The sequence below is a fragment of the Erwinia piriflorinigrans CFBP 5888 genome (assembly GCF_001050515.1).
Taxonomy (GTDB): Bacteria; Pseudomonadota; Gammaproteobacteria; order Enterobacterales; family Enterobacteriaceae; genus Erwinia; species Erwinia piriflorinigrans.
In genome coordinates this window covers 132575-157517 of the sequence record NZ_CAHS01000006.1, presented here as the reverse complement: position 1 = coordinate 157517, position 24943 = coordinate 132575, and the positions used below count along the sequence as shown (strand labels likewise).

The 24943-nt window shown below is 56.4% G+C and carries 25 protein-coding genes and 1 pseudogene; 21 read left to right on the top strand and 5 right to left on the bottom strand.

All coding sequences use genetic code 11. The features are described 5' to 3' along the window. Nucleotides 1-56: 56 nt before the first annotated feature. The 13 genes from sctW (at nt 57) to EPIR_RS02555 (ending at nt 11283) form a co-directional block, all read left to right on the top strand. Nucleotides 57-1223, top strand: a complete 1167-nt coding sequence (sctW, locus tag EPIR_RS02615) for a type III secretion system gatekeeper subunit SctW (RefSeq protein WP_023653747.1) — start codon at nt 57-59, stop codon at nt 1221-1223. Continuing rightward, nucleotides 1224-3371 carry a type III secretion system export apparatus subunit SctV gene (gene sctV / locus EPIR_RS02610; RefSeq protein WP_023653746.1) on the top strand — a complete coding sequence of 716 codons (2148 nt, stop codon included), beginning with the start codon at nt 1224-1226 and terminating at the stop codon, nt 3369-3371. Continuing rightward, on the top strand, nt 3350-4282 hold the full coding sequence (gene sctD, locus EPIR_RS02605) for a type III secretion system inner membrane ring subunit SctD (protein ID WP_023653745.1): 933 nt from the start codon (nt 3350-3352) through the stop codon (nt 4280-4282). The genes sctV and sctD overlap by 22 nt, the downstream gene beginning before the upstream one ends. Further along, nucleotides 4276-5640 carry a type III secretion system ATPase SctN gene (gene sctN / locus EPIR_RS02600; protein ID WP_048696733.1) on the top strand — a complete coding sequence of 455 codons (1365 nt, stop codon included), beginning with the start codon at nt 4276-4278 and terminating at the stop codon, nt 5638-5640. Before sctD ends, sctN begins: the two co-directional genes overlap by 7 nt. Then, entirely contained in the window at nt 5627-6073 is a 447-nt protein-coding gene (locus EPIR_RS02595; RefSeq protein WP_023653743.1) for a hypothetical protein, read from the top strand. Before sctN ends, EPIR_RS02595 begins: the two co-directional genes overlap by 14 nt. Then, entirely contained in the window at nt 6073-6549 is a 477-nt protein-coding gene (locus tag EPIR_RS02590) for a type III secretion system HrpP C-terminal domain-containing protein (protein WP_023653742.1), read from the top strand. Before EPIR_RS02595 ends, EPIR_RS02590 begins: the two co-directional genes overlap by 1 nt. Beyond that, on the top strand, nt 6546-7562 hold the full coding sequence (locus EPIR_RS02585; RefSeq protein WP_023653741.1) for a FliM/FliN family flagellar motor switch protein: 1017 nt from the start codon (nt 6546-6548) through the stop codon (nt 7560-7562). The genes EPIR_RS02590 and EPIR_RS02585 overlap by 4 nt, the downstream gene beginning before the upstream one ends. Beyond that, complete coding sequence (gene sctR, locus EPIR_RS02580) at nt 7559-8212, top strand: type III secretion system export apparatus subunit SctR (RefSeq protein ID WP_023653740.1); 654 nt, start codon at nt 7559-7561, stop codon at nt 8210-8212. Before EPIR_RS02585 ends, sctR begins: the two co-directional genes overlap by 4 nt. 7 nt (nt 8213-8219) lie before the next feature. Further along, a complete protein-coding gene (gene sctS / locus EPIR_RS02575; protein ID WP_012440268.1) occupies nt 8220-8480 on the top strand; it encodes a type III secretion system export apparatus subunit SctS in 261 nt (86 codons plus the stop codon). 1 nt (nt 8481) lies between these two features. Beyond that, entirely contained in the window at nt 8482-9279 is a 798-nt protein-coding gene (gene sctT / locus EPIR_RS02570; RefSeq protein ID WP_023653739.1) for a type III secretion system export apparatus subunit SctT, read from the top strand. A 1-nt stretch (nt 9280) separates the two neighbouring features. Further along, complete coding sequence (gene sctU / locus EPIR_RS02565) at nt 9281-10363, top strand: type III secretion system export apparatus subunit SctU (protein ID WP_023653738.1); 1083 nt, start codon at nt 9281-9283, stop codon at nt 10361-10363. Nucleotides 10364-10424: 61 nt separating this feature from the next. Further along, entirely contained in the window at nt 10425-10844 is a 420-nt protein-coding gene (locus EPIR_RS02560; protein ID WP_023653737.1) for a GNAT family N-acetyltransferase, read from the top strand. A 55-nt stretch (nt 10845-10899) separates the two neighbouring features. After that, the gene (locus EPIR_RS02555) at nt 10900-11283 is read left to right on the top strand and encodes an acyl-CoA thioesterase (RefSeq protein ID WP_023653736.1); all 384 of its coding nucleotides are present in this window, start codon (nt 10900-10902) and stop codon (nt 11281-11283) included. 80 nt (nt 11284-11363) lie between these two features. Here EPIR_RS02555 and EPIR_RS02550 read toward each other — a convergent pair whose 3' ends face one another. Both EPIR_RS02550 and ampC read right to left on the bottom strand, forming a co-directional pair. Beyond that, nucleotides 11364-13646 (bottom strand): type III effector HrpK domain-containing protein, encoded by a 2283-nt coding sequence (locus EPIR_RS02550; RefSeq protein WP_023653735.1) that lies wholly within the window; start codon nt 13644-13646, stop codon nt 11364-11366. Between the two features lie 186 nt (nt 13647-13832). After that, complete coding sequence (gene ampC / locus EPIR_RS02545; protein WP_023653734.1) at nt 13833-15011, bottom strand: class C beta-lactamase; 1179 nt, start codon at nt 15009-15011, stop codon at nt 13833-13835. A 123-nt stretch (nt 15012-15134) separates the two neighbouring features. Here ampC and ampR point away from each other — a divergent pair, with 123 nt between their 5' ends. After that, the gene (gene ampR, locus EPIR_RS02540; RefSeq protein ID WP_023653733.1) at nt 15135-16034 is read left to right on the top strand and encodes a LysR family transcriptional regulator AmpR; all 900 of its coding nucleotides are present in this window, start codon (nt 15135-15137) and stop codon (nt 16032-16034) included. Nucleotides 16035-16161: 127 nt separating this feature from the next. On the opposite strand, the gene EPIR_RS02535 is transcribed toward ampR, so the two are convergent. Next, entirely contained in the window at nt 16162-16440 is a 279-nt protein-coding gene (locus tag EPIR_RS02535; protein ID WP_048696728.1) for a hypothetical protein, read from the bottom strand. A gap of 392 nt (nt 16441-16832) precedes the next feature. Here EPIR_RS02535 and EPIR_RS02530 point away from each other — a divergent pair. The 3 genes and pseudogenes from EPIR_RS02530 (at nt 16833) to yjiA (ending at nt 20209) form a co-directional block, all read left to right on the top strand. Then, nucleotides 16833-18987 (top strand): annotated as a pseudogene (locus EPIR_RS02530) (carbon starvation CstA family protein). Nucleotides 18988-19031: 44 nt separating this feature from the next. Next, on the top strand, nt 19032-19235 hold the full coding sequence (locus EPIR_RS02525; protein WP_023653730.1) for a YbdD/YjiX family protein: 204 nt from the start codon (nt 19032-19034) through the stop codon (nt 19233-19235). 11 nt (nt 19236-19246) lie between these two features. Continuing rightward, entirely contained in the window at nt 19247-20209 is a 963-nt protein-coding gene (yjiA, locus tag EPIR_RS02520) for a GTPase (RefSeq protein WP_023653729.1), read from the top strand. Between the two features lie 3 nt (nt 20210-20212). Here the strand turns inward: yjiA and btsR are convergent, their stop codons facing one another. After that, nucleotides 20213-20932 carry a two-component system response regulator BtsR gene (btsR, locus tag EPIR_RS02515; protein ID WP_023653728.1) on the bottom strand — a complete coding sequence of 240 codons (720 nt, stop codon included), beginning with the start codon at nt 20930-20932 and terminating at the stop codon, nt 20213-20215. Continuing rightward, the gene (locus EPIR_RS02510; protein WP_023653727.1) at nt 20926-22617 is read right to left on the bottom strand and encodes a sensor histidine kinase; all 1692 of its coding nucleotides are present in this window, start codon (nt 22615-22617) and stop codon (nt 20926-20928) included. The genes btsR and EPIR_RS02510 overlap by 7 nt, the downstream gene beginning before the upstream one ends. 337 nt (nt 22618-22954) lie before the next feature. On the opposite strand from EPIR_RS02510, the gene EPIR_RS19320 reads away from it, so the two are divergent. The 4 genes from EPIR_RS19320 (at nt 22955) to yddG (ending at nt 24820) form a co-directional block, all read left to right on the top strand. Further along, complete coding sequence (locus EPIR_RS19320) at nt 22955-23053, top strand: protein YdgV (RefSeq protein WP_023653726.1); 99 nt, start codon at nt 22955-22957, stop codon at nt 23051-23053. A gap of 90 nt (nt 23054-23143) precedes the next feature. Beyond that, on the top strand, nt 23144-23491 hold the full coding sequence (gene mdtJ / locus EPIR_RS02505) for a multidrug/spermidine efflux SMR transporter subunit MdtJ (protein WP_277302527.1): 348 nt from the start codon (nt 23144-23146) through the stop codon (nt 23489-23491). Then, entirely contained in the window at nt 23478-23807 is a 330-nt protein-coding gene (gene mdtI, locus EPIR_RS02500; RefSeq protein WP_023653724.1) for a multidrug/spermidine efflux SMR transporter subunit MdtI, read from the top strand. The genes mdtJ and mdtI overlap by 14 nt, the downstream gene beginning before the upstream one ends. A 110-nt stretch (nt 23808-23917) precedes the next feature. After that, nucleotides 23918-24820: an aromatic amino acid DMT transporter YddG gene (gene yddG, locus EPIR_RS02495; RefSeq protein WP_023653723.1), complete on the top strand. Its 903-nt coding sequence runs from the start codon at nt 23918-23920 to the stop codon at nt 24818-24820. Nucleotides 24821-24943 lie beyond the last annotated feature (123 nt).

Sequence of the window (24943 nt, the reverse complement as noted above, 5' to 3'; positions counted from 1 at the left end):
ATGCGCTAATCACGCCACACAGTAGCAACTGCTCCCACCATTTAAGGTTCGCCAGGATGAAAATAGCTCCGGTTTTACCCGGCATTCAGCCGCCACACTCCGTCACGATAAGCGCGCCAGATGATGCCTCCCCCCCGACCAGCGTTGCGCCGCCAGCGGCCGCCGGTGCGGCAGCGCGTGTGCCGTCATCACCGTTGGAAGACTCAATGGAGGAAGTCTCCATGACCTTTGCGGAACATGTGGAGCGGAAAAGCAAAGCGCTGAATCAGCGACGGGTGGTGGCACAACCGGGCAACCGGGCGCAGCAACATATTGAACGTATTGAAAAGTTAGACGAATTACTCAAGTTGCTGGAGCACCCGCAGCATGCGCGTTTAGAAACGCAAAACCAAAAAATGCAAACCCTGCTGCAAAACTTCTCCTCACCGAGCATGGATGCGCTGCTCGATGCGGCAGGCGGGGACCCGGCACGCTGTGACGTGTTGCTGCGCCATACGCTGCTACAGGCGCAACGCACGCAAAACGGCGAGCTGGCCAATAACGCGGCGCAAAGTCTGGAACGCCTGCATAAGGAAAAAGGGGCAGAAGTCAGTGCCGGCTTAAACACCGCCAGCGCGATTGCCAGTTTCAGTACCGACCCTTCGCAAAAGCAGGCAATGCGCCAGCTCTATTACCAGACGATTGTTCACCTGCAATCGGGTAATGCGATGCTCGACGCCCTGCTGAACAGCTTTGGTGGTGCGCATTTTAACCAGGGATTACGCACCTTACAGCGGGCGCTGGCGGATGATATTGCGTCACGCAGCTCTTCCATCCCCAGGCGTGCGCTGCAAAAAATTCTCAGCAGCCTACAGGATGCTGGCAATATCAGCCAGACGCTGACCGCCTGTAAAACCCTGCTGACGCGGCTGGCTGGCAAACTTCCCACCATAAGTTTCACCTCGTTGGAACTGACCCGTCGCCTGTTAAATCTGAGCGGCAACGGGGCTTATCTGCGCGATCTGCAAAACCTCTCACGCGACGTGGCGGGCCAGCATCCCCAGCATCAGTTACTGTTCCTCAGTGGATTAGTGCCGCTGGTTTATCACCTGCCGCTGGGACTGTGGCGCGATGATAAAAGTAAAAACCGCCAGATGGCGCTGAATCTGCTGCGCACGGTGATTAGCGAATACGCCGCACAGGAACCGCGCGCCAGCCTGTCACAACCCCGGACGGCGTCATAAATGAGTGCTCTGTTTGTCTGGTTGAATCGCCTCGCTATCAGCGCAATGCAGCGCTCGGAAGTGGTAGGCGCGGCGATCGTCATGTCGATCGTCTTCATGATGATCATTCCGCTGCCCACGGGACTGATCGACGTGCTGATTGCGCTGAATATCTGTATTTCATCACTGCTTATCGTGCTGGCGATGTATTTGCCAAAGCCGCTGGCCTTCTCGACCTTTCCCTCCGTACTGCTGCTTACCACCATGTTCCGCCTGGCGCTGTCGATCTCCACCACCCGCCAGATCCTGCTGCAACAGGATGCCGGGCATATCGTAGAAGCCTTCGGTAACTTCGTCGTTGGCGGCAATCTGGCGGTCGGCCTGGTGATCTTTCTGATCCTGACGGTGGTGAACTTTCTGGTGATCACCAAAGGTTCAGAACGTGTGGCTGAAGTCGCCGCGCGTTTTACCCTTGATGCCATGCCGGGCAAGCAGATGTCGATAGACAGCGACCTGCGTGCCGGTCTGCTCGAAGCGCATCAGGCGCGCCAACGCCGGGAAAACCTGGCGAAAGAGAGCCAACTGTTCGGCGCAATGGATGGCGCAATGAAGTTCGTCAAAGGCGATGCCATTGCCGGGCTGGTGATCGTCTTTATCAATATGATCGGCGGCTTTGCCATTGGCGTGCTGCAAAACGGCATGGAGCCAGGCGCGGCGATGCATATCTATTCGGTACTGACCATCGGTGACGGCCTGATCGCCCAGATCCCCGCCTTGCTTATCTCCCTGACCGCCGGGATGATCATCACCCGCGTTTCCGCCGACGGTCAGCAGGTTGATGCCAATATCGGCCGCGAAATCGCCGAGCAGCTTACCAGCCAGCCGAAAGCCTGGATTATGTCCGCCGCCGGGATGCTGGGCTTCGCGCTGTTGCCCGGTATGCCCACGGCGGTATTTATCGTCATCAGCGCCATCGCTCTCGGCAGCGGCCTGTTCCAGCTATGGCGCACCAAACAGCAGGATAATCAGCAGCAGGCCGATGATCTTCAGGCACAGCAGCTGGCACCGGAAGATAACGGCCATCAGGATCTGCGCCGCTTTAACCCGACGCGGGCCTATCTGTTGCAGTTCAGTCAGGCACACAGTCATAGCGAAGCGGCTGAATCGCTTGTCCAGCATATTCGCCGCCTGCGTAACCGGCTGGTTTATCACTTTGGTTTTACCCTGCCGAGCTTTGATATCGAATTCTCCCCGGCGCTGGACGATGACGAATTCCGCTTCTGCGTGTATGAAATTCCGCTGGTGACCGCCACCTTCGCCGTCACGCAGCTGGCGGTCAGGAAAAGCAGTATTGAAGTCCATGCTGCCGATGCCGACAATGATGGCCAGATCCAGCCCGGCGAGGCCGAACGCGATGAACATCACTGGTGCTGGCTTCCTCCAGAGCATCCGTTACTGCAACAGGAAGATCGGCGCTACTGGAACGCCGAACAGCTGATCATGCTGAGGATGGAACAGGCGATCCACCAAAGCGGTGCGCAGTTTATCGGCTTGCAGGAGAGCAAATCGATCCTCAACTGGCTGGAGAGCGAGCAGCCGGAGCTGGCCCAAGAGCTGCAACGCATTATGCCGCTTTCCCGTTTTGCGGCGGTGCTGCAACGTCTGGCCTCGGAACGGATCCCGCTGCGCTCGGTGCGTACCATTGCCGAAACGCTGATCGAACACGGCCAGCACGAACGCGACAGCGCCGCCCTGACCGACTTTGTGCGCATCGCGCTGAAAGAGCATATCTGCCACCAGTATCAGCAGACCAACGGGCTGGATGTGTGGCTGCTAACACCAGAGACCGAAGAATTGCTGCGCGACTCGCTGCGTCAGGCTCAGAGCGAAACCTTCTTCTCCCTGGCCCAGGAATATGGCATCAACCTGCTGGATCAATTGCGCAGCGCCTTCCCGCCTTATGACCATAATCACGCGCTGATCCTCGTCGCCCAGGATTTACGCAGCCCGCTGCGCGCCCTGTTGAAAGACGAATTCCACGCCGTGCCGGTGCTCTCCTTTGCTGAATTAACCAGTAACGTCGCCATCAACGTGCTGGGACGGCTCGATTTACAACAGTCACCGCCAGATTTTCAGGAAAATGACCCATGCATGAATTACGCGTACTGACCGGGCTGCACCGTGGTGCGGCGCTGCCCCTGAGCGGCCAGCAGTGGTGGATTGGTGCCGCGCAGGATGCGGATTTGGCGCTTTTCGATCCCGGCATCAAAGACCGCCACTGCCAGCTGGTCAAAACCGATCGGGGATGGGAAGTCACCGCGCTGGAGGGGGCGCTTAACGACAACGAAGGGCAGCGCTGTGAGCAGTTGACCGACCTGCAACCCGGAACCGCTTTCGCACTCGGGCATATCTGGCTAAGTATCGTCAGCGCCTCCACGCCCTGGCCGGAAGAAGACGATGAACAGGAGCAGGAAGAGGAGGACTTATTTGTCGCTACCCCGGAGCCAATAGCGATCGCTCCGGCGGAAAGCCGTGCTCCGCAAGCCGTGGTGGAAAAACGCCCGCTGCCGATTTGGGCAAAAGCGCTTTATCTGCTGCTGATCCTGCTGCTGGTAATGATGCTCGGCAGCTGGCTGTTACAGGACAGCCTCGCCTCCCCTTCGGCCCCGCCCGCGCCGGGTAAACCGCAGTTGTCCAGCGTAGAGCGCTCGCGCCAGGTCGTCAGCAGTATGCTGCTCGATCGCAGCCTGGAGAAAAGCGTGACGCTGTCATCCGACGGCCAAAGCCTGACGCTGTCGGGCAGTATCAGCAGCGAGGATAACCAGCGGCTGGAGCGCATGTTGAGCAATCTCTATCAACGTTTTGACGTCCGGCTACCGATCCATAATCGGGCGACCACGGTCAGTACGCGCCTGCCGTTTAACATTGTGCAAATCAGCAGCGGCCCGCACGCCAATATCGTGACCGCCGACGGACAGCGCATTTTTATCGGCGATGAAATCGATCGGCTGCGGCTGGTGGCGATTAATGCCGACAGTATTGAGTTTGCCGGACGTGAAAACATCAAGGTGAAATGGTGATGAGCGCGCTTCAGCAAGATCTGGCGCAGTGGGCGCAGCAGCAGCGCCAGCGCCTGGAAGGCTATACGCCGGTCAGGCGCTACGGGCGCGTGACCGGTATCAGCGGCATCCTGATCGAATGCACCTTGCCTGGCGCGCGCATCGGGGATTTATGCCGCATTCAGCGCAGCGACGGCGGCAGCGTGCTGTCAGAGATCGTCGGCTTCAGCCCGGAAAAAATCCTGCTGTCGGCGCTCGGCGCGCTGGACGGTATCTCACAGGGGGCCATCATCATCCCGCTTTATCTGCCGCACAGTATTTGCGTCAGTGAGCAACTGCTGGGCAGCGTGCTGGACGGCTTCGGGCGGGCGCTGGAGCCGGGTGGACACAGCGCGTTCGCCGAGCCGGGCAGCCAGGTGCGCGCCGTCCCGGTGCTGAACGATGCGCCGCCCCCCACCGAGCGCCCGCGTATTGCCACCCCGCTGCCCACCGGGCTGCGGGCGATTGACGGCCTGTTGACCATCGGCAACGGCCAGCGGGTCGGCATTTTTGCCGGGGCGGGCTGTGGCAAAACCACGCTGCTGGCGGAGCTGGCGCGTAATACCCCGTGCGATGTCATCGTCTTTGGCCTGATCGGTGAACGTGGCCGTGAACTGCGCGAATTTCTCGATCACGAGCTGGATGAGGAATTACGCAGCCGCACGGTGCTGCTGTGCGCCACCTCGGATCGCAGCAGCATGGAGCGCGCCCGCGCCGCGTTTACCGCCACCGCCATTGCCGAGGCGTTCCGCGCTGAAGGCAAAAGCGTGCTGCTGATCGTCGATTCACTCACCCGTTTTGCCCGCGCCCAGCGCGAAATCGGCCTGGCGCTCGGCGAACCACCCGGGCGCGGGGGGCTGCCGCCATCGGTTTACACCCTGCTGCCACGGCTGGTGGAGCGTGCCGGACAAACCCGGCAGGGGGCGATCACCGCCCTGTATTCGGTGCTGATCGAACAGGACTCGATGAACGATCCGGTGGCCGATGAGGTGCGCTCGCTGATCGACGGCCATATCGTGTTGAGCCGCCGTCTGGCCGAGCGCAATCACTATCCCGCCATCGATATTCTCGCCAGCCTGAGCCGCACCATGAGCAATGTGGTTGAACCGATGCATATGAGACAGGCCGGACAGCTGCGCAGCCTGATGGCGGCGTACCAGCAGGTGGAAATGCTGATACGGCTCGGTGAGTACCAGCCGGGGAATGACAGCCTGACCGATGCTGCCGTCAACGCCAATGAGACCATCAACCAGTTCCTGCGCCAGTCGATGCGCGCCCCCGATCCTTTTGAACAAACCCAGTATCACCTTGCGGAGGTCAGCGCCCATGCCCCTGATTGATCATGAATTTGACGAGCAGCCGGATATCCAGCGGCAAAACTTGCAGCAGGCGTTAAGCATCCTGATGCCGATCCGCCGTCAGCGCCTGAATCGCGCCCAGCGCCAACAGCGCCAGCAGCAATGGCAGCTGGACCAGGCGCAGCAGCAGCAACTGACAGAGCAGCAGCAGCTGGTGCAATACCAGCAGGACTATCAGCACCAGCGCGATGCATTCCAGCAGCGCCAGCCATCGCGGGAAAAACTGACCCGGCGACTGGCCAGTGAACAGTCGGCACTCCAGGCGGTGGGGCAGCAGCAGCAGCAATGCCAGCAGGCACAACAGGCCAGTGAGGAGGCCGAATATCAGCTGGAGCAGGCCGCGCAGCGCGCACGGGAACAGCAGAAAGCGGTGGAAAAACTGGAATACCTGTCTGAACACCTGGGGGAGGCGTGATGAATACCTCGGGATATCCTGATCGGCTGCCGCCCTCTCCGCGCCAGACCCAGGCGGATGAGCGCTGCCGCGATCGCCTGCCGCCGTCCAGGCTGCGCCAGCACGATGGCAAAGAAGCGGCCCCGACCACGCCTGGCTCGGTGTTTTTCACCTGCGCCAGTGAATATATTCCTGAAAATGAGCCAGCGCAGGGGGAAGCACCGTCACCCGACTGGCAGATGCTGCATCAGGAGCTGCATGAGCGCATAGCCGGGAGCGCAGCACCAGAATGCGCCTTTACCCTGCTGCTGCCAGAGGCGGGAGAAGTGGATGTCACCCTCGCGCCGCGCCAGCCCGTCGGCTGGGAAATCTCCCTGCGTTTTCCACCGCAGGTCTGGCGTCACTGGCAGCGCCGGGAAATCCAGTGCCGCCGCCTGTTGAGCCAGTCTCTGAACGGCCCGGTAAAACTGGCCATTGAGCAGGGAGAAGCGCCGTGAGCGAAGCAGCCCTGCTCAATTTTCCCCGCATCAGCCGCACGCGCGCACGCTCGCAAAACCACCTTGCCGCCGCTCACCATTACGCTTTTACGCTGGGTGATGAAGCTGGCAGGATTTGTTTACTGCCAGACGGGCAGCAGCAGCCCGTAGAACAGAGCCACTGGCGCTGCGCGCTGGGGGGTTTTTCTCTCGGCGATGGCGCACCGTTGCTTAACCTGCTGTCACTCTCTCCTCTTCCGGCACGGGACGCTAGCCCGCTGGACGACGGCTGGCAGTGGGCGCTGTTCAATCAGTATTTAAGCCCGGAGCTGGCCCTGCTGTTTGGCGATATCCAGCCAGCCGACGGGCCGGATGACGGCGAGGTCAACGCCAGACTGCACGTCAGGCTGGGCGATCGCCATGCTGACTGCCAGCTGCGGCTGGGCCACGCGCAGCTGGCGCACTGGCTCAGCCAGCCAGGCTGGCAAGGCAGGACGGCGGCGCTATCTGCCAGCCTGGCCTACCGCCAGCCGCTGATCCTGGCCCGCATCACCTTATCCACGCACCAGCTACAGGCGCTAAACGCTGGCGATGTACTGATCCCCCCCGTCAGCTATTTCACCGCAGATGGACAGGGCAGCCTGATCGTTGCCGGGCGGCGGTTATACGGTGAGTTGCAGTTACCCCACCATTTTTTGCTTAACCACCTGGAGAACATCCCCTTGAACAACGCTGCCGATGATGAATCAACCTACGATCCACAGTCTGAATACCTGAGTCATGAAGAGAGCGGGCAGCTGGCAGCGCTGCCGCTGTCACTGGAGGTACGCTGTGGCCGCACGGCCATCACGCTGGGCGAGCTGCAACAATTGCAGGCGGGCAGTGTGGTGACGCTGAATAACGTCACGCCGGGCGAAGCCGGTTTGTACCACGGCGACACCCTGATTGCGCGCGGGGAGCTGGTGGATGTGGAAGGGCAGCTGGGATTACAGTTGACCCACCTGCTGCTGACGTCCCAACAGGTGAGCGAATGAACACAGAGCAATTCGATCCGATGACCTTTGCCCTGTTCCTCGGGGCGCTGTCACTGATCCCGATGCTGATGATCGTCTGCACCTGCTTTTTGAAGATCTCAATGGTGCTGTTGATCACGCGCAATGCCATCGGGGTACAGCAGGTGCCGCCCAATATGGCGCTGTACGGCATCGCCCTGGCGGCCACGCTGTTTGTTATGGCCCCGGTTTTTAACCAGATGCAGCAGCAGTTTAGCCAGGCTCCCGCCGATTTATCCAGCATGGATAGCCTGAAGAGCAGCGTCACTAACGGAGTGGCTCCACTACAGAAATTTATGGTCCACAATACCGATCCCGACATCCTGATCCATCTACAGGAAAACAGCGTGCGCATGTGGCCAAAAGAGATGTCGGACAGCGTGAGCAAAGACAATCTGCTGCTGGTGATCCCCGCCTTTGTGCTGTCCGAACTACAGGCCGGTTTTAAGATTGGGTTCTTGATTTATATCCCGTTTATTGTCATCGACCTGATTGTTTCTAATGTGCTGCTGGCGCTCGGCATGCAGATGGTAGCGCCAATGACGCTGTCGCTGCCGCTGAAAATGCTGCTGTTCGTGCTGATTAACGGCTGGACCCGCCTGCTCGACGGCCTGTTTTACAGCTACCTGTGAGGAAAGCATGGACATACTGAATCTGTTCAAACAGGCGATGCTGCTGGTGGTACTGCTTTCCGCCCCGCCGCTGCTGGTGGCGGTGATCGTCGGAGTGCTGGTTTCATTATTGCAGGCGGTGATGCAGTTACAGGATCAAACCCTGCCATTTGCCATCAAGCTGGTGGCGGTGGGGGTGGCGCTGGCGCTCAGCGGTCGTTGGATAGGCGTAGAGCTGATCGAGCTGGCGCAGCAGGCCTTTACCATGATCCCGCAGACCAGGGCATAACATGAGTAGCGATGCCATCCACACGGTTTATCAGTTTATTTTTGCGCTCACGCTGGGGGCAGCACGGATTTACCCCTGCCTGATCCTGATGCCGGTATTTTCTTTCAATATCCTCAAAGGCATGGTGCGCACCGGCGTGGTGCTGGCGCTGGCGCTGATGCCCGCCATCGGCCTACAGGCGCAGCTGGCGGAGCACATGCCCGACTGGCCGCAGCTGATTGGTCTGATGCTGAAAGAAGTCACCATCGGCATATTGCTCGGGCTGCTGCTGGGTATGCCGTTCTGGCTGTTTCAGTCGGTTGGCGCGCTGTTTGACAACCAGCGCGGCGCACTGATTGGCGGCCAGCTTAACCCGGCGCTGGGCAGCGACGTCACGCCACTGGGCCTGCTGCTGCAACAGACGCTGATCCTGCTGCTGATCCTCGGCATCGGTCTGCGCGGCGTGACGCAGATTATCTGGGACAGTTACCACATCTGGCCGGTGCTGCAATGGCTACCGCTGCCGCATGAAGAGGGATTCCAGCAGTATCTTGCGCTGCTGGCGGATACCTTTACGCATATCATTATTTACGCCGGCCCGCTGGTGGCCTTGCTGCTGCTGCTGGATTTCAGTATTGCCATTCTCAGTCTCTACAGCCCGCAGTTACAGGTATTCGTGCTGTCCGTACCGGCTAAGTGTCTGGTTGGCCTGCTGTTCTTTGTGATTTATATCCCCACGCTAAATGCGCTGGGCGAAGACCGCCTGCTGCAACTGCACGATCTCAGCAAACTTATGCCGTTAATCCTCGGAGGACGCTAGCGTGGCGGAAAAAACGGAAAAACCCACGGCTAAAAAGCTACAGGATGCACGCCGTAAGGGTCAGGTTCCGCAAAGTCAGGATGTTCCCAAACTGCTGATTTGCGCCGGGCTGGTGGAGACCGTGCTGGCACTGGACGATGTCGGTATGCAAAAGTTGCAGGCGCTGATGAGGCTGCCGCTGGCGCGCATTGGCCAACCTTTTGAGCTGGCGTTAAGCGAAGTGGTGAGCAGCGCTTTAGTACTGGTCGCCACCTTCTGTGGTTTAACGGTGGCGATAGCGGCGCTGCTGCGCATTATCGGCGGCTGGATCCAGTACGGCCCGCTGTTCGCGCCGGAGGCGCTGAAGCCGGATTTTAACCGCCTGAACCCGATCAATCAGTTCAAGCAGATGTTTTCCGTCAAAAAGCTCAGTGAAATGTTTAACAACATCGTGAAAGCCGCCGCTATCAGCACCATTTTTTATCTGGTACTGACGCCGGATCTCGAATCGCTGGCGCGCTTGGCCTATGGCGATCTCGACAGTTTCTGGCCCGCCGTTGAGGTGCTGCTCACCCGCGTTTCGCGCCAGACGCTACTGACGCTGCTGGTACTGACGCTGCTGGACTTTGGCCTGCAAAAATATTTCTTTATCAAGCAGCAGCGCATGAGCCATCAGGATATTCGCGATGAACACAAACAGTCTGAAGGCGATCCGCATATGAAAGGCCACCGCCATGCGCTGGCACACGAGTTACTCAATCAGCCAGCGGCAGCGGTAAAGAGCAAGCCGGTCGAAGAGGCCGATCTGCTGCTGGTCAATCCCACGCACTATGCGGTGGCGCTCTATTATCGCCCTGAACTGACACCGCTGCCGCGTATTATCTGCAAAGGGGAAGACGGCGAAGCGAAGAAGTTGATTGCCCGTGCGCAGCAGGCCAATATTCCGGTTATCCGCTTTATCTGGCTGGCGCGTACGCTTTACCGCTCGCAGGAGGGGCAGCTGATCCCGCGCCATACCTTACAGGCGGTAGCCCAGGTTTACCGCGTGCTGCGTCAGCTGGAAGGCCAGATCAATGATGAGGTGATTGAACTGGAGGCCGAATAGCAGGAACTTTTCGCTGCCGTTCGCCACCCATTCCCTGAAAAATGCGCAAGGAACATCGCCAATGAATATGAGAGTGACCGCCACACCGCTTCCTGAAGATGCGGATCATATCCGTCAGAAACTGATGGCGTTCAATGCACAACATGTTGATGTTGAAGAAATTAAAGAGTTGGCTGCTTTCCTTGATGACGATGACGGCAATAAAATAGCCGGGCTGCTTGCCACCACCTGGGGAAACTGGATGCATATTCAGTTTTTATGGGTCGAAGAGGGACTGCGCGGCAGCGGCCACGGTGCCAGGCTGCTACGGGCAGCGGAGCTTGAGGCCATCGTGCGCGGCTGTCGCAACGTTTGCGTCGATACCTTCAGCTTTCAGGCGCGGGAGTTTTATGAAAAGCAGGGCTACCGCCTGCAAATGACGCTGGAACAGATACCGCATCATCATCGACAACATTATTTAATTAAACGGCTGGACGATTAGACCCGACGACTTACCCTTGTTAACCTGTTTTAAAATAAGTAATGAAGGAAAAATCATGTTTTGCAAACACTATGACGTTGACCCGAACCATGTTGATTTTCAGGGCGTGGTGGATGGCCTTTACTATCCTTTCTATTTTGAATGGGCGCGTCACGCTTATATGGCGGAAGCGCTGGGAATGGATATCGAGGAAGAATTTAACCAGGGCCGCATTCATATGCTGCTGGAATATACCCTCAAATTTAAGAAGAGCCTGAAAGCCGGTGATAAAGTGGTCGTCACCTGCCAGCCGCAGAAAAATGAAAAGCGGAGCCGGGTGAATTTTGCCCAGCAGATTTTGGTTAACGATGTGATTTATGCCGAAGCGGTATTCACCGCCACCTGTTTAGTCAACGGCCGCCCCACCGTTCCGCAGAAAGTGGCTGAGATACTCGGATAAATCACGCCCTTTGCAGGCGCTGCATCAGCGCCTGCCTCGCGGTGAACGGGCCATCATACGCTTTCCCTGGCCATCGATGCTTAATGCGCCCGGGGAATGCCGAACCGATCCAGGGTTGGATCGACGTTATGGTCAAAGCGCTTTTGCTCTTTATGCTTATTCACCGCGCCGACGATAGAGCTGATGCCAAAGCCAATCGCCAGCGCGCCATCGACAACCCAGCCCACCGGCCCTGCCGCCGCACCGATAGCGCTGGCCGCCGCCATGCCGCTGGCTTCTCCGGCCACCATGCCGACCGCACGCCCTACCGCCATGCCGGCCATTCGCCCGAAGCTGGCAGTAACGCCTTTTCCGGCGCTCTTCAGGACAGTATCCACTCCCAGTTTTGCCAGTTCGCCGCCGCCGTGCACGCCGTCATAGATGGCTTTAGCCGCACCGGCCTTATCGCCGCTCTTCAACATGCCCGCGACGGAGAACAGCCCGGCAACGCCTGCCGCACTGCCCATTCCGGTTTTCATCAGCCCCTTCATTCCAGTGAGCGGCGTGTCGGTTTTATTCAGGGCATCGAGGATCTCTTTACCGCTCATTTTCTTCACGTCTCCGGAGAGCAGCCCGGCGTCCTTCAGGGTTTTCAGCATACCCACCCCCTTCTTGCCGACCTTGAGCGCATCAAGCACCGCCTCCGTGTAGCCGTCCTCTTTCAGCGAGGTGACCTGCTGCGGCAGTACCGCCTCATAGACACTCTTTTTCACATCGGACTGGGCCAAAAGTTGTAACGGATCCGCATGCTTGTCTTTAATGCGATCCTTAACCCACCCTCCCTGGGCTATCTGCTGCTGCCAGGCATCCTCCAGCTGCTGGCCCAGTCCCGGCTGTCCGGCGACAATCTCTTTCGCCGTGGGAACGCCATCCCCACGCAGCGCCTGCTGTAAGCTCAGTTCGTCATCCAGCCGCAGCAGCGCTTCACTGTAATCTGCCGGTGATTTTTTGTCTTTCTGCCCGGCCTGCTGGCGCTGCATATCGTCGCTCAGGGTCTTACCGGATGCTATCTGATCATAACGCCGATCGATCGCCTGGCGCAGGCCAGAATCGCCGTTGACCAGCGCCCGGCTCTGTGCCGGCACCGCTTCTGCCAGAAAGCGGTTCACCGCAGGATCGTTTTGCAGCTGGGCGATTTTTTCGTTCAGCGCCTGTTCGGTTTTTTGCGTTTTGTGCAGGCTGCGCCCGGCCTGCACCGTTGCCAGAGTTTGTTGCAGCTTCACCATGACCGCCGCTTTTTCTGCGCCGCTGTAGTTTTCCGCATGGGTAAAAATATCCTTATCCAGATGTTTGATATCCACCCCGGCGGTGGCATTGACCAGCGCAGCCTGGTTTATCAGGCTGGCAAAGGCGGCTCCGTCAGTCGGTGCCTGTTTCTTGATCCAGTTATCGATATTTTTCATGTTGAAGCGATTATCAGGTCCGTGCTGTGCCAGCTTCTTACCACTCACTCCTCCCTGGTCAAGCTGCGCTAACAGGCCGGGAGAGGAGAAGCTGCGCGCCGCCTGGCGTAGTGAACCCGCCAGACCGGTATTTTTCCCGGCAAGGTTTTTCAGACCGTCCCCGGTCATATCCCTGCCCGCCTTGCCGTTTTCCAGCGCCGCAACCCGCACCAGCGGTTCGTTTGCGCGCAGCGTTGCTGCCTCAATCACCATCTGCCGCGACCCGTCATCGGCGTCCGGATGCTTTTTCAGAAAATCATTGATGTCACGATCTGCCCCATCACGCGCTTTACTCATGCGCTTAATAAAGCCCTGGTAGTCTGCGCGCGTCACTTTGCCATCCGGGTTATCGCCGTGCTTGCCTGCATCAATGGCATTTTTCAGCGCCGGATTGGCATCGATATACGCCTGTGCCCGCTGGGCATCAGGCCCACCGTCCAGCACCATTTGTGCCGCAGCCAGCGGGCGGTTGAGCTCTTTTTCCGCCTGTAGGCGCTGTTCAGGCGCGAGGTTAGCCACCATCGGTTGCCATTGTTTCAACTTGTCAGGTGATGACAGGGGCGAGTTATCAAGAAAGTCTGCCGTATCGCCGGCAGAGGCCGCCCGGCCGGGGGCCGCCGTCGTACCGTCTGCCAGAGGTGGCGCTTTTACGCCAGCGCTGCCTTGCGCGGCATTGCCCTTTTGGGCAATAACCGCTTGCAGAATAGCTTTAATCAACCCGGTTAAGGTGGCGGTGGCCACCGCATCCTGCTGTTGAGCAGGCGCGGCGCCAAACTGAATATCCTGGCCCGAAGGCGCTTTTATCGCAGCCTGTGGCGATGTGGTCTCCGGCGCGATAAGCGGACTCTGACCGTAAGGTGGTGGCGTAGACGAAATGCGCATATTGATCTCCCCCAATAAAGGCGTCGGCTGATGACAGCAGACAATTTTTCTTCACTGGGGTTATGTCGCCCACGCAGGGTTTGGGTTCCCACAATATTGAAAGATCCTGACGAAAGTGGAACACTATTTTCGCTTCAAAAAATCCTTTATGGCAGACAACAGACGATCTTCCGCCACTCACGTTTCCTATTTCCGATCGGCCAATGTCTTCAGGATCTGCCACGCAGCCGTCACGCGATCGGGGTTAGGGTAATTTTTGTTAGCCAGCATCACAATGCCCAGCTGCTTCTCAGGGATAAACGCGATATAGGCACCAAAACCGCTAGTGCTGCCGGTTTTATGTACCCAGGAGGAGGCAACGGCAGACTGCGGCGCTTTCAGCGCGGTCACCGGCCTGGCCTGTAGAGCGATATCATTTCCGCTGGCGGCAATCACTTCAGCAGGCGAAATCGGCCAGTCGTACATTTCCCATCCGAGTCCCTGGAACATGTTGCCAACGCGGTAATAGCGCGTCTGCGTGCTGGCGATCGCTTGCGCCAACACTTTGTTGTCAGAGGATAAATCAGCCGGAGCTATGTTCGCCTGTAAATATTTGGCTAAATCCCCGGTGCTCGACTTCACACCATAAGCCTCAGCATCCAGCATCCCCGGCGTGACGCGCACCGGCTTTCCGTTGTTATAGCCCCACGCGTAGTCGGCCTGCGCCGATGGCGGAATCGTGATAAAAGTCCGGGTTAACTTCAGCGGCTGCAATACCGATTTTGTCAGGTAGTCAGCATAGCTTAGGCCGCTGTTCTTCACCGCCAGCGCGCCGAACAGGCCAATGCTGGCATTGGAATAATTGCGCATGGTGCCCGCAGGCCACTGCGGCTGCCACTGCTGAAAATAGTGCCACAGGCCGGGTGAATCGGTCACCGCATCCGGCAGCTGAAGCGGCAGGCCGCCAGCGGTGTAGGTCGCCAGATTGAGCAGGGTTATCTTCTGCCACTGCGCGCCCTTGAGTTCAGGACTGTGCTGCGCAACCCTGTCGTTAAGATTGATAAGGCCCGATTGCATGGCCACGCCCGACGCCAGCCCGGTAAAGGTTTTGCTCACCGAACCCAGTTCAAACAGGGTGTGTTGCGTGACTGCACGCGGGTGTTCTGTTTCCGCAACGCCGTAGTTAAAAAACTGCGGCTGGCCGTGATACAGCACCGCCACCGCCATGCCGGGGATATGCTGTTTTTCCAGCAGGGGCTTGATGGTGCTATCCACCAGCTCGGTGACCTGCTGCTGCGTCATTGGGGCTGCCGCGAAGCAGATCCACGGGGTGGTAACGGCGAGCGTGGCGCCCAGTAACAGCGTATTAAGCGATTTTTTCTTCATGAGATATTTTCCATTAGGTGACGGTGAGAGTGCTCCATTCGCCGCAAAGTGTGAACGGATTGACCCGCAGTGACAAACGGTTATATTTAGCGTCAGGTAATAGAAAAACTTACAGATACCATCATGACACGCTCATATATTCCTCTAAATTCACTCCGTGCATTTGAAGCAGCCGCCCGTTTATTAAGTTTTACTAAGGCATCCAAAGAATTAAACGTCACCCATGCTGCCATCAGCCAGCAGGTTAAGGCGCTGGAACAACACCTGAACTGTCGGCTGTTTATCCGTATTTCGCGCGGCCTGATGCTCACCGCCGAAGGAGAAAGCCTGCTGCCGATCCTTAACGATTCCTTTGATCGCATTGCCAATACGCTGGATCGTTTCTCGGACGGCCAGGTGCGCGAAAAGATGAAGGTTGGCGTGGTCGGCACCTTCGCCATTGGCTGGCTGCTGGCACGCCTGGAGGGTTTTCGTCGACTGCATCCGCATGTGGATGTGCTGCTGTCAACGCACAATAATCACGTCGACAGCGTGGCTGAAGGGCTGGATTACGCCATACGCTATGGCAGCGGGGCCTGGCACGGCACCGGGTCGCAGTTTCTTTGCGATGCCCCGCTTTCCCCCCTGTGCAGCCCGGCGCTGGGCGCGCAGCTGCGCACCCCTGACTGCCTGCATCGCTTTACCCTGCTGCGATCTTATCGACGCGATGAATGGTCAAGCTGGTTTTCCTCTGTCGGCGCACGCATTCCCTCACCTTCTCAACCCGTCATGTTGTTCGACTCGTCGCTGAGCATGTTGGAAGCGGCGCAGATGGGTGCAGGCATCGCGCTGGCCCCGCCAATGATGTTTACCCATCTGCTGAACAGCGGGCGCATTGTGCAGCCCTTCAGCCAAAGCGTCAGCCTGGGCGGCTACTGGTTAACCCGCCTGCAATCGCGGGCAGAAACCGCCGCCATGCGCGATTTTTCCGCGTGGTTGCTGGCAACGATAGCGGCTGAAACCTCAATGCCATCGGGCGATTAGATCGCCTATTGACACCTCTGGAAGCGCTGGTCACCAGCGGCAAAATCAAAGCCGGGGACAGCGCACTGATTCAGGGAAACAGGGGGGACTTTGTGGGCTTCCCTGAAGCTGGATGATGCTTTCACCATTATCTGGAAACTAATGCGGGCCTGACGAACTTCGCCGCCTCAATTAAACTATCACTGCAATTTTGCGCATGAATAATGGCTGGGTTATTTGTACCATCATTAATGATATGAAAGAAATAATCTGAACTCGCCGCGACATTATCAATACAATAATTTAGAAGATGGCCTTTCTTTACACTTTCCTTTAAAGCCTCGGTTTTCGATACCGTGTTATCTAACGCCCCCATAACCCTTGCGTCTCTTTCAAGCACGATGTGCTTAATATTTTCTAAAGACATCAAAAATTCATTCGCACAAACAAGGGTTTTTGACTGCTCTGATGAAACTCTGTTGCCAAACAGAGCGGGACAGCAATTACTGAAGAAATCCAAAACTTACTCCCATCCATATAATGAGTAAAAATAATATATTTTATTATTTCTGATATGGGTACATAAAAAGAGTCATATCTCGTATCAATGGCCCCTTGCAAATCAGTGAGATCTTTATCACAACTTTCAGGCTGTTAACCCGACGACAAAACCGCTTAGTCCGCTTTACAACCGCTTATGGTGATATTTAACCGCTTAAACAATTATCCCCCCGATCGATATTTATTTTTGCCACCATATCCGGCTATCAGCATCTGTTTCTTCCAACGCTGTCTCTCTTGGTAAAAACCGGGGTTCCTATGAATAAAAATAATTTTTTCAAACATATCCCGTGGATGATCCTCGGGATCCTCGGCGCCTGCTGCCTGGCAGTGGTTGCCCTGCGGCGCGGTGAGCATATCAGCGCGCTGTGGATCGTCGTGGCATCCGTTTCGGTCTATCTGGTGGCGTATCGCTACTACAGCCTGTATATCGCCCAGAAGGTGATGAAACTTGATGCCAGCCGCGCTACGCCTGCCGTGATCAACAACGACGGGCTGAACTATGTCCCTACTCACCGCAACGTCTTATTTGGTCACCACTTCGCGGCGATTGCCGGGGCGGGGCCGCTGGTTGGCCCGGTACTGGCGGCACAGATGGGTTATCTGCCCGGCGTGCTGTGGCTGCTGGCTGGGGTGGTACTTGCCGGGGCGGTACAGGACTTTATGGTGTTGTTTCTCTCCACCCGCCGCAATGGCGCATCGCTCGGCGAGATGATCAAAAATGAAATGGGCCAGGTACCCGGCACTATCGCACTGTTCGGCTGTTTCCTGATCATGATTATTATCCTCGCGGTGCTGGCGCTGATTGTGGTGAAAGCGCTGGCGGAAAGTCCGTGGGGGGTATTTACCGTCTGCTCAACGGTGCCGATAGCACTGTTTATGGGCATCTGGATGCGCTTTATTCGCCCGGGACGCGTGGGCGAAATTTCGTTGATTGGCGTATTACTGCTGATCGCCAGTATCTGGTTTGGTGGCGTGGTCGCGGCCGATCCTTACTGGGGCCCGGCGCTGACCTTTAAAGACACCACGATTACCTTCACCCTGATTGGCTATGCGTTTATTTCTGCGCTACTGCCGGTCTGGCTGATCCTCGCCCCGCGCGACTACCTGGCAACCTTCCTGAAAATCGGCGTTATCGTCGGTCTGGCGATCGGGATTGTCATTTTGAATCCGGAACTGAAGATGCCGGCGCTGACCCCTTATATTGATGGGTCGGGGCCGTTGTGGAAAGGGGCGCTTTTCCCGTTCTTGTTTATCACTATTGCCTGCGGTGCCGTCTCGGGTTTTCACGCGCTGATCGCCTCCGGCACCACGCCGAAGCTGCTGGCCTGCGAAACCGATGCGCGCTTTATTGGTTATGGCGCGATGTTGATGGAGTCCTTTGTGGCGATCATGGCGCTGGTGGCGGCCTCGATTATTGAACCCGGTCTCTACTTCGCCATGAATACGCCTCCGGCCGGTTTGGGCATTACCATGCCAAACCTGCACGAGCTGAGCGGGGCTAACGCGCCGTTGATTATGGCGCAGCTACAGGATGTGACCGCCCAGGCGGCGGCAACCGTCAGTTCATGGGGGTTTGTCATCACTCCTGAGCAGATCATGCAAACCGCCAAAGATATCGGCGAACCTTCGGTGCTGAATCGCGCCGGGGGAGCGCCAACGCTGGCAGTTGGTATTGCCTGGGTCTTTGACAGAATACTGCCGATTGCCGATATGGGTTTCTGGTATCACTTCGGTATTCTGTTTGAAGCGCTGTTTATTCTCACTGCGCTCGATGCCGGTACGCGCTCCGGTCGCTTTATGCTGCAAGATCTGCTGGGCAACTTTGTTCCATTCCTGAAAAAAACTGACTCGCTGCTGGCGGGCATGGTGGGAACGGCTGGCTGCGTGGGGCTTTGGGGGTATCTGCTGTATCAGGGCGTGGTCGACCCGCTAGGCGGCGTGAAAAGCCTTTGGCCGCTGTTTGGTATTTCCAACCAGATGCTAGCTGCCGTGGCGCTGGTACTGTCCACCGTGGTGCTGATAAAAATGAAGCAGACTCGCTATATCTGGGTCACCGTCGTTCCAGCCGTATGGCTGCTGATTTGCACCACATGGGCGCTGGGGGTGAAGCTGCTCAGCCAGAATCCAAAGATGGAGGGCTTCTTCTATATGGCGAGCGAGTACAAAGTAAAAGTCGCCGCTGGCGGCACGGATCTCACCGCCGGGCAGATCGCCAATATGAATCATATTGTGGTCAATAATTACACTAATGCCGGTTTGAGTATCCTGTTCCTTGTGGTGGTTTACAGTATTATCTTCTACGGCATTAAAGCCTGGCTGCGAACGCGTCAAAGCGGCGGCCGCACAGATCCCGAAACGTCTTATATCGTCGTGCCAAAAGAAGGGGGCTAAACTCTCCTCTGGCCACTGAAGCTGTCCAACGGCCCCGCCGCTGCGGGGCTACAGGAAAACACCATGTTTGATAATTTAGGCGCAGCGAAAAAATACCTCGGCCAGGCAGCCAGAATGCTGGTCGGTATTCCTGATTATGATACTTATGTGCTGCATATGCAGACTAACCACCCGGACCAGACGGCGATGACCTATCAAGAGTTCTTCCGCGAGCGCCAGCAGGTGCGTTACGGCGGAGAGGGTAAAGGTGGGATGCGCTGTTGTTAAAAGGACAGAAAATGGAACCGATTGCCGTTACGATACTGACCGGCTTTCTCGGCGCGGGTAAAACCACGCTACTGCGCCATATCCTGCACCAACAGCAGGATTACCAAATCGCCGTGATTGAAAATGAGTTTGCAGCCGTATCGGTGGACGATCGGCTGCTGGGCAATGGTGCCAGCCAGGTGAAAACCCTGTCCAACGGCTGCATTTGCTGCACGCGCTCCGGTGAGCTGGAAACGGCGCTGCTGGAGCTACTCGACGGCCTCGACCGGGGCGAACTGGCGTTTGACCGCCTGATGATTGAATGCACCGGCATGGCCGATCCCGGCCCGATTATTCAGACCTTTTTCTCACATGACACGCTCTGTCAGCGCTATCTGCTGGATGGGGTTATCACCCTGGTGGATGCGGTTCACGCCGGGCAACAGATGGATCAATTCTCCATTGCACAATCCCAGGTGGGCTACGCCGACCGTATTCTTCTTAGCAAAACCGATATAGCCGGAGCCGTACCAGAACTGACGCAGCGGCTACAGCGCATTAATGCCCGTGCGCCCATCTATCCGGTAGTCAATGGTGAAATCGACCTGGCGCTGCTGTTTGATACCGGTGGTTTTATGCTGGAAGATCGGGTCGTTGCGGCCAGGCCTCGCCTGCACTTTATCTCTGAGCAGCGGAATGATATTGCCTCTCTGGTATTGGAGCTGGATTATCCGCTGGCGTTGGATGCGGTATCAAAAGTGATGGAGGAGCTGCTGGCAGGCTTTGCCGACAGGCTACTGCGCTACAAAGGCATATTGTGGATCAAGGATATGCCCTGCCGCCTGCTGTTTCAGGGAGTCCAACGCCTGTACAGCGCCGACTGGGATCGCGAATGGGGTCCCGATGAACAGCCCGGTTGCGCACTGATATTTATCGGCATGCAGCTGCCGGAAGAGGAGATCCGTGCAGCGTTTACGCGCCTGAAAAACGCGTAGCGCTCACAGCCCGACCGCCTCTTTCAGGGTTTTCAGATAGCGGCGGCTAACCGGCACGATATGATCTCCGCGCAGCAGCAGCACCCCCTGGCCGCTATCCTCAAGGCGGATTTCCTGCAGGTGCGCCATATTCACCAGAAACTGCCGATGACAGCGCAGCAGCGGCGTGCGGCTTTCCAGGGTACGCAAAGTCAGCTCGGTAAAACCCTCTTTGCCGTCCAGACGGGTGACATAGATCCCGCTCAGGCGGCTACTGACAAAAGCCACCTCCTCCATATGTAACAGGCTGATGCGGCTGTGGCCGCTACAGGGGATATACTTCAGCGGCTGCTGGCTGCCCGGCAGCACCGAGAGATCCTGCCCGTGACTGTCGTCGCGCAAACGCGCTAATGTTTTTGCCAGCCGTGTTGGCTCCACGGGCTTCAGCAGGTAATCAAAAGCATGTTCTTCAAACGCCTGTACGGCAAATTCATCGAACGCGGTGAGAAACACAATCCACGGACGATGTTCCGGGGCCAGCATGCTGACCATCTCCAGGCCGCTGATACGCGGCATCTGGATATCAAGGAAAAGTACGTCGGGGCGCAGTCGGTGCACTGCGCCTATCGCCTCAATCGCGTTGGCACACTCGCCAACAATCTTGATATCGCTTTCATCCTGTAACAGGATACGTAAATTTTCGCGCGCCAGCGGTTCGTCATCGACAATTAATACGCTTAACATACTGGCTCCTCCAGCGGCAGGTGCAGGGTAATACGGGTAAAGCGGTTCGCTTCACAATCAACGTGAATGCCACAGTCATCGCCAAAATGAACGCGTAACCGCTTATCGACGAGGCTCATTCCCAGACCACCAACGCCATTATTTTTTGCCTGATAAAGACCGGCATTATCCTCAATGGTCAGCAGCAGATACCGACCTTCACTGCTGGCTTGCAGGGTTATTTCACCGCAGCCGATCAGCTGTGAAGTGCCATGTTTGATAGCATTTTCCACAATCGGTTGCAGGATAAAAGCCGGTAGCTGATGATGGCCCAGCTCAGGCGGCACCCGCAGCTGTACCCGCAGACGTGACTGGAAACGTGCCTGTTCAATTTGCAGGTAGGCATTAACATGTTCAATCTCATTAGACAGCGTGACGATTTCCGAAGGACGTTTAAGATTTTTACGGAAAAAGGTCGACAGATACTGCACCAGCTGGCTGGCTTTATCACTGTCATGGCGGATCACTGCCAGAAGGGTATTGAGCGCATTAAACAGAAAATGCGGGTTGACCTGCGCATGCAGCAGCCTGATCTCCGACTGCGCCAGCAGCGCCTTCTGCCGCTCATACTGCCCGGCAAGGATCTGCGCCGACAGCAGCTGTGCAATCCCTTCGCCCAGCGTGCGGTTAATCGAGCTAAATAGCCGATTGCGCGGCTCATACAGTTTGATAGTGCCAATCACTCGCTGGTTTTCACCGCGTAGCGGGATCACCAAAGTCGAACCCAGCTTGCAAGCCGCGTGCAGTGAACAACGATAAGGCACTTCGTTGCCGTCGGCGTAAACCACCTCTCCGCTGTCAATGGCCTTTAACGTCAATGAAGAGGAGATCGGTTTACCCGGCAGATGGTGATCGTCTCCGTTGCCGGTAAACGCCAGCAGTTTTTCACGGTCGGTGATGGCCACCGCGCCAATGTCCAGCTCCTGATAAAGCACCTGTGCCACCTTCATGCTGTTCTGCGTGTTAAACCCCTGACGCAGAATGCCTTCGGTCGAAGCTGCCACTTTCAGTGCAGTTGTGGAAAACGCCGTGGTATATTTCTCAAACATCGCACGCTTATCCAGCAGAATACGCATAAACATCGCCGCGCCGAGGGTATTAGTGATCAGCATGGGTGCAGCAATATTTTGCACCAGGTGCAAGGCATCATTAAACGGTCGGGCGATCAGCAAAATGATCGCCATTTGCAGCAGTTCGGCAATAAAGGTAATAATGCCGGCCATTAACGGGCTGAAGACTTTATTGCTGCGCCCGCGTTTAACCAGAATCGCATGTAAAACCCCAGCCAACAGCCCTTCGGCAATGGTGGAGATCATACAGCTGAGCGCGGTCATGCCACCAAGCGAGTAGCGATGTAGCCCGCCGGTCAGGCCAACCAATCCCCCTACTACCGGCCCACCCAGCAACCCGCCCATCACCGCACCAATCGCCCGTGTATTGGCAATAGAATCATCAATATGCAGGCCAAAAAAGGTGCCCATGATGCAAAAAATTGAGAAGGTGATATAGCACAATAGCTTGTGCGGCAAGCGAACGGTCACCTGCATTAATGGGATAAAAAGGCGTGTTTTGCTCATCAGCCAGGCGATAACCAGAAACACACACATTTGCTGTAGCAGCAGTAAAATTAACTTCAATTCGTACATTCTCTGAAACTCTGATGCGCTGAAGCAGGCAACATACCCTGACTGCCGCCATCTTGCTTTCTGCCAGTGAATGAAATGCGAGCTGGTACGAAAATTTTTTCAAAAAAACCAGCCATTCAGCCGCGGCTCGCACGCCCTTCCTGATGAAACATAATATTAATTTCAAAGATAAAAAAAGGATTATTAACCATCATTAGCCGAAAAATAGAGGGTAAAGATTTGAAAAACTTCTCTTTGCTATCGCTTTACGTGGTAAAAGGTAGAGGTGTTTAACTCCTGAGGACAATTTCCTTTCCGCACCGACGAGAAGCAACAATGCGGATAAGTTGTAAAAATTATGGACAATAAGAGCAAGGCTTGGCAAAAACGTTTCCTCTCTCTTTTCTCTTCTGCTTTTACCCTTTCCGCTGAACAACACTGGCGTAACGCCCTTTAGTCCCGCTTCCTGCTACTAACATAATGCTATTCAGGCTGTCTGTCGGTTTTTTCCGACACGCACGTTATTACGTTATCTTGCGGAAGATAAATCATGATTTACTGGATGTTACTGGCACTGGCGATTGCGCTTGAAATCACCGGTACCCTGTTTATGAAGTGGTCAAGCGTCAGCGGTAATCAACTGGGTTACATTATTATGTTGCTCATGATCGCCCTCTCTTATATTGCCCTTTCCATCTCGATTAAAAAGATTGCAATGGGTGTTGCCTACGCTATGTGGGAAGGTATCGGGCTGTTGTTTATTACGCTGTTCAGCGTGCTGCTGTTTGAAGAGTCATTTTCTTTGATCAAGATGGCCGGTCTGGTCACGCTGGTGACAGGGATCGCTCTGATCAAATCCGGCAGCTACAGCAGGAGGCCGCATGTCAGCGTTTGAATGGATCCACGCCGCCTGGCTGATAGCAGCGGTGATACTGGAAATTGTCGCCAATATCTTTCTTAAACTCTCCAACGGCTTCCAGCGTAAAGTTTACGGCCTGATGTCGTTGCTGGCGGTACTTGCCGCCTTTAGCGCACTGTCGCAAGCGGTGGAAGGCATCGATCTCTCCGTTGCCTACGCGCTGTGGGGAGGTTTCGGCATTATTGCCACCATCGCCGCAGGGTGGATACTCTTCGACCAGCGCCTGAGCCGTAGAGGCTGGGCAGGTGTGCTGCTACTGCTTATCGGTATGGTGATCATTAAGCTCGCCTGAAGCCGCGTCCATGAAGCCAATCTGGCATTGCCAACGTATTAAGATGCACTACGGCGGGCGAATCGGTAAAGTGATAGCAGGGACAAATCACCACTGCCGGGACGCCAGCCATGAGACAACAAAAAGCAACGCTAATTGGCTTAATCGCCATCCTGCTATGGAGTGCCATTGTCGGATTGATACGCAGCGTCAGCGAGGGATTGGGTGCCGTGGGCGGGGCAGCCATGATTTATACGCTTAGCGCTTTGTTGTTAGTCTTCACGGTCGGCTTTCCTAAGATAAGCACCTTTCCACGCGGTTATCTGATCCTCGGCAGCCTGCTGTTCGTCAGCTACGAACTCTGCCTGTCTTTATCGCTCGGCTATGCCCGCAGCGGTAACCAGGCTATCGAGGTCGGCATGGTGAACTACCTCTGGCCCAGCCTGACCGTGCTGCTAAGCGTGCTTATCGCCCGGCAAGCATGCAGCCTGCTGATTATTCCGGGGATGCTTGTCTCACTGATCGGCATCGGTCTGGTGCTAACAGGCGATCGCCCCCTGTCCCTGGCTGAAATCGCCAATAACGTTACGGCTAACCCCCTCAGTTACGGACTGGCGTTGAGCGGTGCATTTATCTGGGCGCTGTATTGCGTACTGACGCAAAAAATGGCCAGGGGAAGTAACGGTATCACGCTGTTCTTTATGTTGACCGCGCTGGTGCTGTGGGGGAAATACTTCTGCGCGCCGCAGCCGGAAATAACTTTCAGTCTGTCGATACTGGTCAATCTCGGGCTGGCGACGATGGCAATGGGCTTCGGCTACGCCGCATGGAATGTTGGTATTCTACACGGCAACGTCACCGTGCTGGCGACGGCATCCTACTTTATTCCGGTTATTTCTGCGCTGCTGGCGGCCTTTTTGCTCGACTCCAGCCTGTCGCCAGGCTTCTGGCAGGGAGCGGGCATGGTCAGTATGGGATCGCTACTCTGCTGGTGGTCGACACGCACTAAAACGCAGTCAGTGGATGGTTCGTAGCGGTACGCCCATAGCGGCGGCGGGTCATTGACTCTTTCCGACGGATAATATTCTGCACGACCGTTATAAAATGAATGCCAAAAAGTGCATATTTGACAAATTATCGTCCGGGTTTCTTCGTAT

Bases quoted from the DNA above. Each gene is read 5' to 3' on its own strand.
- sctT (WP_023653739.1), top strand. From the start codon at position 8,482: ATGAGTAGCGATGCCATCCACACGGTTTATCAGTTTATTTTTGCGCTC.
- EPIR_RS02555 (WP_023653736.1), top strand. From the start codon at position 10,900: ATGTTTTGCAAACACTATGACGTTGACCCGAACCATGTTGATTTTCAG.
- EPIR_RS02525 (WP_023653730.1), top strand. From the start codon at position 19,032: ATGTTTGATAATTTAGGCGCAGCGAAAAAATACCTCGGCCAGGCAGCC.
- sctR (WP_023653740.1), top strand. From the start codon at position 7,559: ATGAACACAGAGCAATTCGATCCGATGACCTTTGCCCTGTTCCTCGGG.
- yjiA (WP_023653729.1), top strand. From the start codon at position 19,247: ATGGAACCGATTGCCGTTACGATACTGACCGGCTTTCTCGGCGCGGGT.
- sctW (WP_023653747.1), top strand. From the start codon at position 57: ATGAAAATAGCTCCGGTTTTACCCGGCATTCAGCCGCCACACTCCGTC.
- sctN (WP_048696733.1), top strand. From the start codon at position 4,276: ATGGTGATGAGCGCGCTTCAGCAAGATCTGGCGCAGTGGGCGCAGCAG.
- mdtI (WP_023653724.1), top strand. From the start codon at position 23,478: ATGTCAGCGTTTGAATGGATCCACGCCGCCTGGCTGATAGCAGCGGTG.
- btsR (WP_023653728.1), bottom strand. From the start codon at position 20,932: ATGTTAAGCGTATTAATTGTCGATGACGAACCGCTGGCGCGCGAAAAT.
- EPIR_RS02590 (WP_023653742.1), top strand. From the start codon at position 6,073: ATGAATACCTCGGGATATCCTGATCGGCTGCCGCCCTCTCCGCGCCAG.
- ampR (WP_023653733.1), top strand. From the start codon at position 15,135: ATGACACGCTCATATATTCCTCTAAATTCACTCCGTGCATTTGAAGCA.
- sctD (WP_023653745.1), top strand. From the start codon at position 3,350: ATGCATGAATTACGCGTACTGACCGGGCTGCACCGTGGTGCGGCGCTG.
- EPIR_RS02510 (WP_023653727.1), bottom strand. From the start codon at position 22,617: ATGTACGAATTGAAGTTAATTTTACTGCTGCTACAGCAAATGTGTGTG.
- sctS (WP_012440268.1), top strand. From the start codon at position 8,220: ATGGACATACTGAATCTGTTCAAACAGGCGATGCTGCTGGTGGTACTG.
- sctV (WP_023653746.1), top strand. From the start codon at position 1,224: ATGAGTGCTCTGTTTGTCTGGTTGAATCGCCTCGCTATCAGCGCAATG.
- EPIR_RS19320 (WP_023653726.1), top strand. From the start codon at position 22,955: ATGGACAATAAGAGCAAGGCTTGGCAAAAACGTTTCCTCTCTCTTTTC.
- EPIR_RS02535 (WP_048696728.1), bottom strand. From the start codon at position 16,440: ATGTCTTTAGAAAATATTAAGCACATCGTGCTTGAAAGAGACGCAAGG.
- EPIR_RS02560 (WP_023653737.1), top strand. From the start codon at position 10,425: ATGAATATGAGAGTGACCGCCACACCGCTTCCTGAAGATGCGGATCAT.
- EPIR_RS02595 (WP_023653743.1), top strand. From the start codon at position 5,627: ATGCCCCTGATTGATCATGAATTTGACGAGCAGCCGGATATCCAGCGG.
- ampC (WP_023653734.1), bottom strand. From the start codon at position 15,011: ATGAAGAAAAAATCGCTTAATACGCTGTTACTGGGCGCCACGCTCGCC.
- yddG (WP_023653723.1), top strand. From the start codon at position 23,918: ATGAGACAACAAAAAGCAACGCTAATTGGCTTAATCGCCATCCTGCTA.
- EPIR_RS02550 (WP_023653735.1), bottom strand. From the start codon at position 13,646: ATGCGCATTTCGTCTACGCCACCACCTTACGGTCAGAGTCCGCTTATC.